The 15,672-nt window shown below is 37.6% G+C and carries 11 protein-coding genes; 8 read left to right on the top strand and 3 right to left on the bottom strand.

What is annotated here, in order from left to right; genetic code table 11:
• Positions 1 to 114 precede the first annotated feature (114 nt).
• The 3 genes from H5122_RS13360 to H5122_RS13350 are packed head-to-tail and all read left to right on the top strand — an operon-like array spanning position 115 to position 6,256.
• Positions 115 to 1,512: a PhoH family protein gene (locus H5122_RS13360; protein WP_182682846.1), complete on the top strand. Its 1,398-nt coding sequence runs from the start codon at positions 115 to 117 to the stop codon at positions 1,510 to 1,512.
• A gap of 51 nt (positions 1,513 to 1,563) precedes the next feature.
• Positions 1,564 to 5,373, top strand: a complete 3,810-nt coding sequence (locus H5122_RS13355; RefSeq protein ID WP_182682845.1) for a PAS domain-containing hybrid sensor histidine kinase/response regulator — start codon at positions 1,564 to 1,566, stop codon at positions 5,371 to 5,373.
• Positions 5,357 to 6,256, top strand: coding sequence for a diguanylate cyclase (locus tag H5122_RS13350; protein ID WP_024605076.1), 900 nt, complete (start codon positions 5,357 to 5,359; stop codon positions 6,254 to 6,256). The genes H5122_RS13355 and H5122_RS13350 overlap by 17 nt, the downstream gene beginning before the upstream one ends.
• A 67-nt stretch (positions 6,257 to 6,323) precedes the next feature.
• Here the strand turns inward: H5122_RS13350 and H5122_RS13345 are convergent, their stop codons facing one another.
• Together H5122_RS13345 and H5122_RS13340 are read right to left on the bottom strand one after the other, a co-directional pair.
• Complete coding sequence (locus H5122_RS13345; protein WP_024596200.1) at positions 6,324 to 6,704, bottom strand: DUF3192 domain-containing protein; 381 nt, start codon at positions 6,702 to 6,704, stop codon at positions 6,324 to 6,326.
• A gap of 185 nt (positions 6,705 to 6,889) precedes the next feature.
• Positions 6,890 to 7,834: a D-2-hydroxyacid dehydrogenase gene (locus H5122_RS13340; protein ID WP_154903722.1), complete on the bottom strand. Its 945-nt coding sequence runs from the start codon at positions 7,832 to 7,834 to the stop codon at positions 6,890 to 6,892.
• A 389-nt stretch (positions 7,835 to 8,223) separates the two neighbouring features.
• On the opposite strand from H5122_RS13340, the gene H5122_RS13335 reads away from it, so the two are divergent.
• Together H5122_RS13335 and H5122_RS13330 are read left to right on the top strand one after the other, a co-directional pair.
• Complete coding sequence (locus tag H5122_RS13335; RefSeq protein WP_154903727.1) at positions 8,224 to 9,357, top strand: 1-acyl-sn-glycerol-3-phosphate acyltransferase; 1,134 nt, start codon at positions 8,224 to 8,226, stop codon at positions 9,355 to 9,357.
• A gap of 104 nt (positions 9,358 to 9,461) precedes the next feature.
• A complete protein-coding gene (locus H5122_RS13330; protein ID WP_008170756.1) occupies positions 9,462 to 9,707 on the top strand; it encodes a DUF1289 domain-containing protein in 246 nt (81 codons plus the stop codon).
• Here the strand turns inward: H5122_RS13330 and H5122_RS13325 are convergent.
• A complete protein-coding gene (locus H5122_RS13325; protein WP_182682844.1) occupies positions 9,704 to 10,402 on the bottom strand; it encodes an ABC transporter substrate-binding protein in 699 nt (232 codons plus the stop codon). The two genes, H5122_RS13330 and H5122_RS13325, sit on opposite strands and share 4 nt — an antisense overlap.
• A 119-nt stretch (positions 10,403 to 10,521) precedes the next feature.
• Here H5122_RS13325 and H5122_RS13320 point away from each other — a divergent pair, with 119 nt between their 5' ends.
• The 3 genes from H5122_RS13320 to H5122_RS13310 are packed head-to-tail and all read left to right on the top strand — an operon-like array spanning position 10,522 to position 15,669.
• On the top strand, positions 10,522 to 10,725 hold the full coding sequence (locus H5122_RS13320; RefSeq protein ID WP_002962585.1) for a DUF3283 family protein: 204 nt from the start codon (positions 10,522 to 10,524) through the stop codon (positions 10,723 to 10,725).
• 14 nt (positions 10,726 to 10,739) lie between these two features.
• Positions 10,740 to 11,141 (top strand): GNAT family N-acetyltransferase, encoded by a 402-nt coding sequence (locus H5122_RS13315; RefSeq protein ID WP_024596205.1) that lies wholly within the window; start codon positions 10,740 to 10,742, stop codon positions 11,139 to 11,141.
• Positions 11,142 to 11,166: 25 nt separating this feature from the next.
• Complete coding sequence (locus H5122_RS13310; protein WP_182682843.1) at positions 11,167 to 15,669, top strand: EAL domain-containing protein; 4,503 nt, start codon at positions 11,167 to 11,169, stop codon at positions 15,667 to 15,669.
• The last annotated feature ends 3 nt before the right edge of the window (positions 15,670 to 15,672 follow it).

Below are 15,672 nucleotides of genomic sequence, written 5' to 3'. Positions count from 1 at the left end.
ATAGACTAAACTTACATTATGCCTTAGCAATTAAGTATTGCAGGTTTAAGTTTTGCCCGTTTTACTTAGTTATTTTGGTATAGCATAGAAATCATAAAACGTAAGGAAAGTGCTATGGAAAAAGCTTCGAACCTTGAAAGTAAAATGTATGTGCTAGATACCAACGTACTACTTCACGAACCACTCGCTTATTTGTCTTTTCAAGAGCATGACGTTGTAATTCCGATGACGGTGCTTGAAGAACTTGACCATATAAAAGATAGGAAACACGACGTAAGCCGTGATGCGCGCGTCGCTATTCGTGGATTAGATGAAGTTCTTAAAAATGCAACGCCCGAACAAATGCTACAAGGCGTGGCGCTGCCGAGTAACAAAAAGGCAAAAGTGAGCTCTGCAGGTACCCTCATTATAGTAAATGATCATTTATTTGCCGACTCCATTTCTGGTTTGCCTGGTAACGAAAACGACCACCGTATTATCAATTGCGCCGTGTACTTACAAAAGCAGCACAGTGATTCAAAAGTAATACTTGTTACAAAAGACATAAACATGCGTTTAAAAGCCAAAGGCGCCGGGCTTAAATATGTTGAGGATTACCGCACCGATCAACTTATTGACGATATAAGCTTGCTCACTAGTGGTTATAAAAAAATTGAAGGGGATTTTTGGGATCATGTAGGGGAGTGTAATACGCAGCAGCACGGACGCGATACGTTTCATCATGTGCCTAAAAACTTAATACCTGATGTATTTTGTAATGAATATTTACTTGATGGAGGGGAGCAGTTTGCGGCGCGTGTTAAATCGTACGATGACGAGCACATAACGCTAAAAGATATTGGTGTTGAGCGTTTAATGCATCAACAAGCATGGGGCGTTAAGCCCAAAAATATTTATCAAGGGATGGCATTAGATGCACTACTGGATACAAGTATTGAGCTTGTTATTTTAACAGGACCAGCAGGGTGTGGTAAAACCTTGTTAGCACTTGCCAGCGCCCTTGAAATGGTCATCGAAAAAGGTATTTACGATAAAGTAATAGTTACCCGCAATACGCCAGAAATAGCAGAGTCTATTGGGTTTTTACCAGGCACGGAGGAGGAAAAAATGGCGCCATGGCTTGCAGCTATCACTGATACGCTGGAGGTATTGCACAAAGGCGACGAAAATCCAATATCGAGTCGAAATTACATAATGGAGAAGGCTAATGTACAGTTTAAATCGGTTAACTTTATGCGCGGGCGTAGCATTCAAAATGCAGTGGTAATTTTAGATGAGAGCCAAAATTTAACGGCATCTCAGCTTAAAACGATTATTACTCGCTGCGGCGAAGGTACTAAATTAATTTGTACAGGTAACTTGGCGCAAATAGATAGTAACTATTTAACGCCAGTAACATCGGGCTTGACGTACATAGTAGAGCGCTTTAAAAACTTTGAAGGCAGCGCAACAATAAACCTCAACGGTGTTGTGCGTAGTCGCTTAGCGTCATTTGCAGAAGAAAATTTATAACTTGCGCTTAACAAATTGGCTCGATAGTCTATCGATTGATTTTCGAGCCAAATGGCAGGCAGTACATTGAATTTTTTACCTCTGAAGCATTATTATCGTTCATTATTTATTGCGTTGTTAGTGCCATTGATTGTCGCTTTTTTACTGTGCTTGCACTTATATAATATAAAGCTTGAGCGGACGGTTGAAAAACGCCAAGCTGATTTTACAAATGTTTCAGCGCAAGTTACCCACGGCATGGACTCGGTGAGTAATCTACTTACCACTATGTTTAACTTATACGAGCAAGCGACTTATCCCAAAATAAACCAAGATTTGCTCGAAGGCATAAATCAATATGACGGTTACTATTATCGTCATTTTATTGATCAAAGTACTGAAATAGTGGGTAAAGGTGAGTTTGCGTTATCTGCTAAGGCATTAATGCAGTGGCAGCAGGCTATTACATTAGGGCCTTCGTTTAATACAACGCTTGCGTTAATGCAGTCGTTATCTGCTGTAGCCTATGTTGATGATAATGGTTTTGCTTATGTAAGCAGGCACAACAAAAGCCAAAGTTTAATGCTTACTGAAATTTTAAATGGAAAATTTAAGCCAAAATTTGCGCAGAACAAACTTACTTCAAGTCCTATTGTTAAAGTGAATGACAATTCGTATTTTGCTATTGGTCGACAACGAAGCACTGGCTCAGCCGATTACATTATTTTAATTTATGATGTTCAAGCAATTTCTGGATGGTTAAAAAAGGTGTCACCGAACAGTGGTGAATACGTTTTTATGAACCAATCGCATCAAATTATCGCCAGCTCTAAACAGATAATAGAGCAAGCGACTGCGTTAAAAAATTATTGGCCAGACTTGGCCAATTATCAGAGTCAAAAAACAGTATTAACTAGTGATAGTAATTACTTTATGCAGCCTATGGATGAGTTACCTATTCACGCCGCATTTTACGAGCACAAACCCCAATTAATAAGCTCAATTAAGTATGAGATATTACTAGAGTTTACTTTTTTAACGCTATTTTTAAGTATTATGTTTGGCGTGTTTTTTTGGTTAAGTCAGCGCATTTTTATAAAGCCGATGACTCACTTAATGTCATACCTTGAGAGTAACGGTACACAGCAAGAAGAGCAGCTAAATTACAAAGTACCACTGAGCTGGCAACCTTGGTTTTCTAAAGTGAAGCGTGTATTTACTAAAAACAAACAGTTAGTTGATTCATTACAAAGTGCAAATAAAGCTCTGGACGACCAAGTTCAGCTGCAATCAGAAAAACTAAGCCGCAGTTACGAAGCGAAAGAGCGCCACTTAGCTTTGCTCAACACTATGCTAAACAGTGTGCCAGACCTTATTTACTTTAAAAATATTGATGGTTCATTCTTAGGATGCAATAAAGCATTTGAGGCGTATATTGGTAAAGATCAAACTGCATTAGTTGGTAAATATGTAGATGATTTAGGTGACAATGATCAGCAAATAAATGCGCTTGAAAAACAAGTATTACAAAACAGAAATAGTGTTGAACAGCGAATAGAAACCGATACAAAATCGTATCAACTTACTATTGCACCTTTTTATAACGAGCACCAACACCTGTTAGGAACCATGGGTATTGGCCGCGATATTACCGAGCAGCAACAAACATTATTGGCCTTAAAGTCATCTGAATCTAAATTTAGAAGTGCCATTGAATTTGCGGCTAACTGCGTGGTTTTACTCTCGCTTGAGCACACCATATTGCAAGTAAATAAAGCAGCAAGAAAGCAGTTTTCTGATCAGCCAGTACTAGTTGGGGAGCAGTTAAAAGCATTATTTGATGACTCCCAATGGCAGCAAATAAAAAGCACTTTAGCGCAATTGCTAGATGACAAAAAACGCGTTTACCATTTAACGCTTTCTCAAGGGGGCTTAACAAGCTGGTTGCAACTAAGTGTATCGCTTGTCTGGGATGAAAACCGCGATCCAGCTTATTATGTTATACACATTCAGGATGTAAGTGCCTTAACTAAATCAAAACTAGATGCCGAACGAGCAACCCTAGCTAAAAGCCGCTTTATAGCCAATTTAAGTCATGAAATACGTACCCCTTTGAACGCTGTTTTAGGGTTGCTTGATATGTTAATTGAGCAAGGCTTAACGCAAAAGCAATTACAACAAACAGATCAAGCTAAGCATGCAGCACAAAGCTTGTTATTAATGCTTAATAGAATGCTTGATTTTGCACGTATTGAAGGTTCGCAAACCGATTTAAAACAAGCGTCTTTTAGTATGGTTGAGCTGGTGGATATTTGTGAAAGCTTAACGGCTCCATTGTGCGAAGGAAAAGGTATTGAATTTTTTATTGATATTGACCCGCTAATAGCACCTGATTTGATATGCGACAGTATACGTTTGCAGCAAATATTAGGTAACTTATTAACTAATGCCGTTAAGTTTACAAAAACAGGTTCCATTACTTTAAAAATGGAACTTATTGAAAGCGATAGCCTAGAGCAACAGCATATTTGCTTTAAAGTAATTGATACTGGCATGGGTATAGATGAAGCTGATCAAAGTCGCTTATTCGACGCTTTTACTCAAGGTGATGAATCTTCAACCCGTATACACCAAGGGGTTGGGCTAGGTTTAGCTATTGTTAAACATGCAGTATCGTTAATGGGTGGGGAGATTGCTTTAAAGAGTAAAAAAGGCCACGGCAGCGAATTTTATTTCAGTATTAGCTTTTTAGTTGATACCACTAAAAACACAGTGTTACCGACTAATACATTGGCTATTTTATCTGATCAAAGTAAAGAGCTTAAGCAGGTGACAAATGCATATAACGAACTTGCTAATATTAATTTAGATGAGGTACTAAAATACCCAATTAAGCTCTCTAATACTCAAAAAATAATAATTGATGCAGCTGACTTACCTGCACTTTTAAATGTTGAAGCGATTAATGATTCGTTATCAGCTAAAGAAACATCGGTAATTATTATTAATCATCAGCACACACTTAATTTACCGACAAGCGAGCACTTAGCTGCGCATCACGTTAAAGCATCGGCATTAGGGCAAAGGCTATTTAGCTTGAACTCTCAGCAAAAGCCCATAGCTAATAAAAATGCCGTAGAACACAGTGCAACTGAAAGTAAAGCTGATATATCGGGTCTACTTGTATTAGCAATTGATGATAATCAGCTTAATTTAGAAATAATTAGCAGTGTTCTGCGCCAAGCAAACGTAAATGTTGTCACGGCTTTGAGCGCATCAATTGGTATGGAATTATTGCAAGTTTTAAAGCCTGACTTAATATTAATGGATGTGCAAATGCCGAAAATAGATGGCTGTCAAGCAACCGCTTTGATTCGTCAACAGTTTGACGCAAAGCAATTGCCTATTTTTGCTTTAACGGCTCATTGTGAACCTGCTGATGTTGAACGTTCTTTAAAGTGCGGCATGAATAAACATTTAACTAAACCGGTTGTTGCTAAAGTACTTATTGATGCAATTGCTGATTTAAACTTAGTTAAACCAAGCTTTTTTGAAAAATCATTTGCTTTAACGCAGTTTAGTATGGATGAAAAACTGCTTAATACGATGATTGATAAGTTTGCTAGCTTGTGCGAAACCCAGTTATCGCAACTAGAAGAAACAACCAATAAGGATGATTTGGTACGTTTAGTGCATAGTATCAAGGGTGTAGCAGGTAATTTAGGTTTTAGACGATTATCACATTGTGCTTTATTGTGTGAAAGAACGCTTAAAACAACTAATAAGCCTATTGAGATTACACTACAAGAGCTTATCATACAGCTAGAACAGGTAATTGTTTTTATAAAAGGGCTAGGGGTTAGGGATGTCGAAAAGAGCTAAAGTACTTATTGTGGATGATGATCCAATCAATAGATTAGTACTTGAAAAAACACTCAAAGCAGAACATGACGTGTTCTTAGTTGAAAGTGGCGAAAAAGCACTGACCTTTGTAAAAACAGCGCAAGTTGATTTAATAATCCTTGATGTAATTATGCCTGGAATTGACGGCTATCAAGTACTTGTGGAGCTTAAAGAAAACCCAATAACTCAGTCTATTCCTATTATATTTATATCAGCCAATCGTAGCCATGATGATGAAGCAAAGGGCTTAGAGCTCGGTGCAATGGACTACATAACCAAGCCATTTAGTCCTTCTATTGTTCGCGTTAGAGTGCGCAACCAACTCCTCATAAAGCAAAAAAATGATTTGCTAGAAATGCTAGCTTCGATAGATGGCTTAACTGAAATACCAAATAGACGCTACCTTGATGAAAACTTATCTCGAGAATGGCGCCGCAGCAAGCGAAGTGGAACACCGCTATCGGTGTTACTTATGGATATAGACCACTTTAAACGTTACAACGATTGCTACGGACACCGTGCTGGCGATGAGTGTTTAAAGAATGTTGCGCAAGCACTTGCGGCTCAATGTGAACGTGGCAGTGACTTTATTGCTCGTTATGGCGGAGAAGAATTTGCTGCTGTGCTACCAGGAATTGATAAGCATGAAGCTATGGAGTTTGCTAATAAATTACGCAATGCTGTAAATGCTTTGAATATAGAACATAAAGCTTCATTAAATGCAGACCACATCACTATAAGTATAGGTATTGCCACTACACAAAGTGGTAAAGTGTATGCTGAGCAAGCATTATTAGAAGAGGCCGATTTAGGCTTATATGCCGCTAAAGACGCAGGGAGAGATAGAATAGTCGCACGCTAAAAACTTAATATACAAAAAACGCCAATATTCATATATTGGCGTTTTTGTATCAAACATTTTTTATTGGTTACTGCGTGATCATACCTAAAGCGGTGTCACCAATGCCCACTAACTTATCATTTTTAAATACTAGTGGCGTACATTCATCTTTTGTTGTTTTTGAATCTGAATGCTTGCTATGCGTTACATAAAAAAGTACTTGGTATACATCGTCATCTTTTTTTAATAGCTCAGTGAAATTAGGCGTTTTTAATTGCGTTAAAACAGACTGGTAGCTGCTATCCATTTTTAGCTCTGATATCACTTCACGATTATTTTTATGCTGTGCTTGCCAGCTTGATGAGTTTTTCCCTGCCCAATGAGTCTCAGCTTCGCCATCTGACACGGCAATAACACAGCCTGTTAAAAATGGAGCGATTAAAGCGGCTGCTAAAAGTGATTTTTTCATTTTTATTTACCTTAATAAGATTTTTAATTGGTTATTAACTGTATTAAAGCAAAGAGTAGACCATATTAATAAGTTGTTATGAATCAGTTTGTTAAGTGAGTTAAGCTGTTTTTATCTAATAAAATATTAAATATATTAGTAAAAACAGCCATTTTTTAGCTTATTTGATTACTACAATAAAATGATTAAACCAAGCGGTTGCGTGATTCACCTTTAGTAAATGCCGCAATATTTAAACTTACTTCATTAATTAAACGCACAATAGATTCAGTACTTGCCCATGCAATATGTGGAGTAAGTAATAAGTTATTGCCTGTGTAATTAGCAAGTGGATTTGAAGCTTCAGCAGGTTCTTTAGTTAGTACATCAACACCCGCTCCAGCAATTAGGTTTTGCTCAAGCGCTGTTGCTAAGTCGGCTTCGTTAATAATACCACCACGTGCTGTATTAATAATTATAGCGCTTGGCTTCATCATTTTAAGCTCATTAAGTGCAATTAAATCACGTGTTTCATCTGTAAGCGGGCAGTGTACGCTGATTATATCGGCTGTTTTAATGACGTCTTCAAAAGGCGTACGACCATCACGACATTTAACCCCTTTGCGCTCTGCAACAATAACATTAGCGCCAAATGCCTCAGCCACTTTAGCAACGCCTTTGCCTAGTGTACCGCCGCCTATAATGGCAAATGTTTTACCATGTAAGTCGTTAAAGCTGTAATCGAGTATGCAAAACATTTCACTTTTTTGCCATGCGCCTTGCTGGCAATCTGCCTGATAGCGGTGGGTGTTACCCAGTAAGTTAGTAATTAAAGAAAATGTATGTTGAACAACTGAAGGGGTTGAGTAGCCAGCTACATTAGTTACGGCAATACCAAATTCTTTAGCGGCTTCTAAATCAACATTATTAGTACCGGTTGCACTTACGCAAATTAATTTCAGCTGTGTTAGCTGACTAATCGTATCGCGATTCAAAACTGCTTTATTAGTGATTAATACATCAGCGCCTTGGCAATGCTCAATAACTTGCTCTGGGCTGGTAAGTTCATAAGTCGTTAATTTACCAAGTTGTTCTATACACGAAAGAGATGTTTTAGCTAACGTTGCGTTATCAAGAATAGTAATGTTCATTATGAGCCCTAAAATAAGTGGATCTGAAAGAGTTAAAATCGTAAAAAAGAGGCTTACGATCCATCAAAAATCTAAAATATGAGCTTAAGGTACTACGAAAGAAAGGCTTTGTTAATGGCATTACTACCAAATGATTAGAGGTCTATGTAGTAGTGGTCTGCCCACTAGCAGATTGAGAACATGGTATTTTGCTAGACTGATCAGTTTTATTGCACTTATAAGCAAGCCTATGGTCATAGAAGGTAATTAAACTCGGCTTTAAAGCAAGTTGCTAAAATAAAAAATCGTTTTTTTGGTTATTTCGCATTTTAGATTGGCTGAGTTATAATCGGATATAGACATAAACGGTGCGCTTTAGCGTGCCGTTTTTTAACATTGTAGATGTAGTAATGAGTGAATTAGAAGATAAATACGCAGATATACGCCCATACAACGACGACGAAGTTGCGGCGTCGCTTACACGTTTGATTAACGATGATGCGTTTATTGATGTAATAGCAAAGTATAATTTACCGCGCTTTTTATCGGCAGTGCCTTTTATTGCACGTCCAATGGTAAGAAGTCAGTTACGCAAAAAATGGGGCAAAGTAAGCACCGTTGAAGATGTGCAAAATGAAGTGGCGCAATACTTAGATAAACTAGTGAAGCGCACCACATCAAAAGTTACCTTTTCTGGGCTAGATCAGTTAGATGCTAACCAGGCCTATTTATTTATTTCAAACCACAGAGACATAGTGCTTGATCCTGCATTAGTTAATTGGGGTTTATATCAGCATAAAATGAAAACAGTGCGTATTGCTATTGGCGATAATTTATTGCAAATACCTTACATTACTGAGCTTATGCGTTTAAATAAAAGTTTTATTGTTAAGCGCTCTGCTAAAGCACCAAAAGAAATGTTAAAAGCATTAACCCAGTTATCGTCATATATCTATGACTCTTTAATCGGTGGAAATTCTATTTGGATTGCACAAAAAGAAGGGCGTGCAAAAGACGGTTTTGATCAAACAGATCCTGCCCTTTTAAAAATGTTGCAATTAAATGGACGTAAACAAAAGAAAGAATTTGGCGATTATATTAAAGAGTTAAAAATAGTGCCTGTTTCTATTTCTTATCAATATGAACCGTGTGCAATTGCTAAGGCTAAAGAGCTTTATCATAAACAGCATCATGGTGAATATATTAAGTCAGCGGGTGAAGATATTGCCAGTATTGTTGAAGGTTTTAGTTCAGCTAAAGGGCATGTGCATTTAGCATTTGGACAACCAATCGAATCTAAATGTGATAGTGCTGAAGAGCTTGCTAAAACAATTGATAGGCAAATTGTAGATTCGTTTTATTTGCACCCAGGTAATTACATTGCTGGTGGCTGTAAAGAGGCGGTAATAGACTCTCCAGATACAGCGACGTTTGAACAGCGTTTAGCCTGTGTACCAGAAGAGTTAAAACCGTTAGTGCTGGCCATGTACGCTAAGCCATTTCACCGTAAAACAGAGATAAATACCAATAGCTGTGAGTATTAATAATCCCAGCTCAAAAAACTAAGCAGCAATTAAATTGCTGCTTTTTTTTTGCTCAAAAATAACGCTATACTAATACCTCCTCTTCAACTGGGCGGTACTTATGCATGCAACAAATTGAAATATTTGATATTCCAAGCCCTTGCAAAAGTATTTGCTTAGTTAACAACAGAGGGTATTGCAAAGGGTGTTATCGTAGTCGCGATGAGCGCTTTTCGTGGAATACCTTATCGAACGACCAAAAAAAGAAAGTGCTTAGTTTGTGCCAGCAGCGCTACAAGCGCTACCTTCAAAAAAAGCAGCAAAATGCAGTGCCAAGCACGCAGGCGCAGCAGCAAGGGTTCGACTTTTAAAAGCTTAATCCATATTTAGCTCTTAGTGCGTACACAGTGCCATTGTTAGTTAGGTTAATTAATGACATTTTAAGCTTTTCTACTAAGTTTTCATTACGTTTATTTAAATAATGATAAAGCGGATAAGTATTCAACACTTCTTTTACAAAACAGCCTTGAGGTGACGGGAGCTCATTATTTTGCATTATAAAGTTAATCATTAAGGCTCCCTGTACTTTTTTCTGAGCAAGCAAATTAAGTTGGGTATTCATGCTTTTAACTTTAATAATATTCCCTGCAAACTGTGTGCTTGCTAAATAATGTTCTTGCACAGGGTAGCCATCAACGATTGCGACGCTATCGAGCTGTTCTAAACTGTTAGGTAAACAGTTTTTATATAATACTAAGTCAAACTTAAATAGCTCATAATCGACTCTAATTAAGTTTTCGTAATTTTCTTCAACGCTTGCATCTCTTCCTAACTGGCCATCAAGTACGCCATTATTTGCAGCGAGCAAAGCATTTTGGTGACTAAAATCGATTATATGTATTTTAAAACCGATATCTGCGTATGCTAACTTTAATAGCTCTAAGGCATAATCAGCTTGAGGTGTACTTTGCGGACGATTAAAAGTGAGGTTGTATTGATGACTAAAACAAGAGGCACTAAAAAATAAATTTACCAATAATAACAAGATACTAAAATGTCTATTCATTATCAGTTCCAATTACTACAGAAATAAATAAAATAAGACGCGTATAATAACAAGGAGATTACCTCTTGCCCAGTTTAGAGGGGGAATCAAATAATCTTAAAAGCGAATGAGGAAGTATTGTGAGTTTTAATTTATGCCTATTACCACGTGAAGAAAAATATCAAATTCAGTTAGATTATGAAGCGTCTTTTTGGGCGTATCAAATTAAGCGTAATAAAAAAACGAGAGAGCAAGTTTACAACACAATCCACAGCCGCCCAATGGCAGAGCAAATGGTTTTGAAACAAAAATTTGAACAGTATTTAGCGCTAATGCTTAGCTAAATATCGATATAAAAATGTATAAAGTTGAAGTGTTAAATGAACTAAAAACCCCACTTGTGAATAAATTCTACAAAAAGCACAGCGTAAGAGGGCGTGCTAATAAACAAGATAAGGTATGGGTTACTTACTATAATAATGAAATAGTGGCAGCATGTAGGTTACAAGATAAAACAGAGTTTTTATTTTTATCTACCATGTTTGTTGCGCTGGAACATCGCGGTAAAGGGATTGCAAAACAATTGCTTTCAACACTCTTAAAGTCGCAAAATAGAGAGATAAAGACCTTCGCATATGAAAACGTAGCTGATTTATATTGTGCTATTGGTTTTAACCAGGTGTTAACATATACTCTTGCTTTACAAGTACTTTTTGATACTTACAAACATCGAAATATAGTCGCTCTAGAGTACCCATAATAATAAATAATAATATGGAATAAGCATGAGTAAATACGTTAATGGGATCATTAGTTGCTTTGTAGTTTTAATAACTATTCTAAGTTGCCAAGTAGGGGCACAAGTAAAACGTTTATCTCCTAGCGAAGGCTTATCGCAAAGCTACGTTAATACAATGCTTATAGACACTAACGGTTACCTTTGGCTTTCGACAGAGGCCGGGCTTAATCGTTATGATGGCTATCAAGTTATTCCAATAAACGGCCCTAATGGTGAGTTAGAAGAGGCGATCATCGATCGTATTTACCAAGACCCTCAAGGGCACATTTGGATAGCCTCTTTACTTGCAGGCCTGTTTAGATACGACCCCGTAACAGATTCATATCAGCAATTTCTAGAAAAACCGACCAGTGAAGAAGAAATTATCAATCAGTCTGTTTTTAGTATGGTGGCCGTTGATAAAAAAACACTTTGGATTGGGCGAGGCCGCGATTTTGCAAAGCTTGATATAGCAACCGGAAAAATAACAACTATTTTTGAGCTTCCGGCTAAATATAAAAATACTCTTGTGAGAAAGCTGTTTGCCTACAATGGTTATATATTTATAGGTACAAGCCATGGTGCATACGTATTTGATATTGCCACCGAGCAAGTTAGACCTCTACAGCATTTAAAAGGTGAAGCTGAACATATTTACCAAAATAATGTGAAGTCTTTCGCATTAGGTGAAAATAAACAGTTGTTAGTAGGGGCGGTACAAGGCTTATACGAAGTTGATATTAGTAACTTATCAAAAATGTTTGAACGCCCAGATTTACCTTTTAAAAGTAAAGTATTACTAAGTGACTTAAATGTTTGGAGCATAGTAAACGAACACGGAACAATAGATTTAGCTACCGACAAAGGCTTGTTTAAATTTGATTTAAACACAAAAGAGATGATTAAAAATACTCGAATAGCCAAAAGTAAGTACACACTTGCCGATACCAGTATTATTGATATGGCTAAAGATAAATCGGGTGGTACATGGGTTGCGACTAAGACTGATGGAGCGTTTTACTTATCTCACGACAGCTATCATTTTAATAATGTCGATGGCACTTTGCTCGGAGGGGATGGTTTATCACATCACTCTATCTGGGGGATTACCGAATATAAAGACAAGCTTTGGCTTGCAACGCATAACGGTATTACCGAGGTTGATTTAAAAACAAATATTGGTAAAGCTTATTTAAAAGACTACAAAGTCGACTTACTCACCACTGAGTTTACCGTATATGAAATAACGCCCTATAAAGATAATTTATGGCTTTATACAAACCGTGGTTTATTTATTTTTGACCCTGTAACGCATCAAGTTAGCGAACCAAAAGTGCATAACCCTGCTGATCAAGAGCTGATTACTGGTAGAGTGCATGGCGTTACACTCATGCCAAATGGCGATCTATACTTTGTGCACTCAGATCATGGGGTATTTATATACAATATTGATTCTCAAGTAATAACGCGTCTGGGTGGCCAGTTTGACCAGTTTGAACCCTTTTTAGCTCATGGCTTTTTACCCGCGTTGAGCAATAAGCCAGACTCGCCACTATTTTTTAATGCTGGAATTTTATATCAAGTAAACCCAAGTGATTTAGCACTTAAAATGATTTACAAAGTGCCAAAGCAGCACGAAAACGTAGCCATTAGCGTGCTTTCTTATTTAATTGATAACAACAATATATTGTGGATATCACTTTCTAATTTTGGCTTGATAGGCCTTGACGCATCTACTTATCAATTAGTACATACAATCGATTTAGAGAAGAATAAATTAGGCACATTGCTTTACGATATGGTGCTAGATGATGATGGCATGATCTGGATGAGTAGCCATAAAGGCATTTGGCGATTAAACCCAGAAACACTTCATTTTCAACAATTTTCTACGTCAGAAGGGCTACTCTCTGCTGAGTTTAATAGTAACGCCATGGCACAGCTTAAAGATGGCCATATTGCGTATGGTAGCTTAAAAGGTTTCACTTATTTTCACCCAATGGAAAACCAAAATTACCAGTCACTTATTGATCACGTAAATATTACGCGAGTTGATTTAATGTCACGAGATCTATCGCTTGATTTAAAACAGCCTCTTAACGAGGTTGTGTTAAACCATGATGATATTGGGCTTGAAGTGGCATTTTCGGCTATGGCATTTAGTAACCAAGAACGCATCATTTATGAGTATCAACTCGATAACGGACAAAAAAGTTATACTCGAAATAACAACCGCGTATTGTTTCCAAAATTGAATCCCGGTAATTATCAATTAAAAGTTTGGGCTAAAGATCCGCTGACTGGCGAATATACCTCGCCTGCTATTTTAAAAATAAAAGTAAAGTATCCGCTTTGGCGTGCACCTTATTTTATGGTGCTTTACGCCATGCTGTTTATTGGTTTTGTTGCTATGTGGGTTATGCGCCGTAATAAAATTCAGCGTATTTTATTGGCAGCAAATAAAGAAAGTAAAGAAAGCGAAGCGCGTTTAAAATTAGCACTTGAAGGCAGCGAATCGGGTGTCTGGGATTGGGAGTCGAGCAACCCAAGCATTTACCAACCTCGCTTAGCGAGTGAGTTAAGCTACGAAAATGAAACCGTAAGCCTTGATGAATATTTATCTAAAATTCATCCGCAGGACAAACAGCTATTTCGCTTAGAGTGGCTTGAGTTTTTATCTACCGATAAAGGTTACTTTAATTGTACCTACCGCCTGCGCCATGCAAAAGGCTATTGGCGCTGGTATAAGGACTTTGGAAAAGTAGTTGAGTGGGATGATAAAACTCCACAAAAAGTAGCGGGTACTTATACAAATATGACCCGTGAGATGGTGTTTGAAGAACACGCTTTACTATTTACGGCAGCATTTGAGCAAACACGTGATTGGGTGTTTATACTCGATAAAAACTTAAATATTCGGGCTTCTAATAAATCACTGCAAACCGCCTTTAATTTCTCCGCAGAGTCGTTATCTAGCCGGACTTTAAATTTAGGTATATCGCGCAGCAATCGTTTTGATTATTTACGTATTATGCAAAAGCTATCTGTTGGGGAGCATTTTTCGTGTGAAGACAGTGTGGTTCTAGCTAATGGTGAATCGCGTCATGTACTTGTGAAAATAAGTGCAGTGGCCGATAACGAGCAGCGCCTTAATAGTTATGTCATTATTTTAACCGATATAAACGCACAAAAATCAGCTGAAAATGAGCTGCACTTATTGGCCAACTATGATGCCTTAACTGGGCTGCCAAATCGTACATTATTTAATGACCGCGTTGAACATGCCCTTGAACAAGCAAAACTGCATGGATGCAAAGTGGCTTTGTTACATATCAATATTAAACGTTTTAAATACTTTAATGACTCATTAGGGCACGAAGCGGCTGATGAGCTAATTAAAGAAGTTGCTGAGCGCTTAAAGTGCTCTTTGCGACCATCGGATAGTGTTGCGCGATTTGGTGGCGATGAGTTTGTTGTGTTAGTAGAGGATATTCATCAGATAGAGCAAGTACTTATAATATGTACTAAGTTGATGGATTGCGTGAATCAAAATATTACGATTAATGGTCAAGTTGTAAACGTTAATTTAAGTATTGGTGTGTCGATATCGCCAGATGACGCAGAGCAAGGCCCCGCACTTTTAAAAGCTGCGAGTATAGCGTTATATCATGCAAAAGACTCTTTAGAAGGGCGCTACCAGTTTTATAAGCAAGAGATGAACCAGCATGTTCAAAGAGCGCTGCATCTTGAATCTCAGCTTACTAGAGCGTATCGAGAAGAAGAGTTTTGTAATTACTATCAGCCTATTATTAATGCTAAGAGCCAAAAAACAGAAGGCTTTGAAGTACTACTGCGTTGGCCCGAAAATAAACTAGTACAAACTCAAGAGTTTTCGATGGCAGCAGAGGGAATAGGCTTAATCACAAAAATTATGCTGCAGACCTTTGCGCGCGCTTTATTGGAGTTAAAAGAGTGGCGAAAAGCCTCACCTAACCTGTATTTATCTATTAACTTATCAGCACTAGATTTTGAGTTTAAAGACCTTGTTCCTGAAATTAGAAGAGCGTTAAGTAAAGCGGGTGTATCGTCTGAGGCAATTGTTTTTGAAATAACCGAATCAATATTAATGCGTGATTCAAAAGAAGCGCTGCATAGCATGGAACAACTTAAAAAGTTGGGTTGTAGATTGTACATGGATGATTTTGGTACAGGTTACGCATCACTTACGTATTTAAAACGTTTTCCTATTGATGTACTAAAAATAGATAGAAGCTTTGTACAAGACATAGGCATAGATTCTGACGATGAAGCTATTATTCAATCAATACTCGCGCTTGCGGATAGTTTAGGTAAAGAATGTGTAGCTGAAGGCGTAGAAAGCTCGCACCAACTCGCCTTTTTAAAGGCGCGAGGATGCATGCATTTTCAAGGGTACTTATTTAGTAAACCGGTACCTAATACCGAAGTACTCCCGCTTATTAATCGCAATTGGAGTGATATATTTAATTGAGAA

It is taken from the genome of Pseudoalteromonas sp. SG43-8 (assembly GCF_014164245.1).
Lineage (GTDB): Bacteria > Pseudomonadota > Gammaproteobacteria > Enterobacterales > Alteromonadaceae > Pseudoalteromonas > Pseudoalteromonas distincta.
Note: the sequence above shows the minus strand (reverse complement) of the source record. Positions and strands in the feature narration are given on the sequence as shown.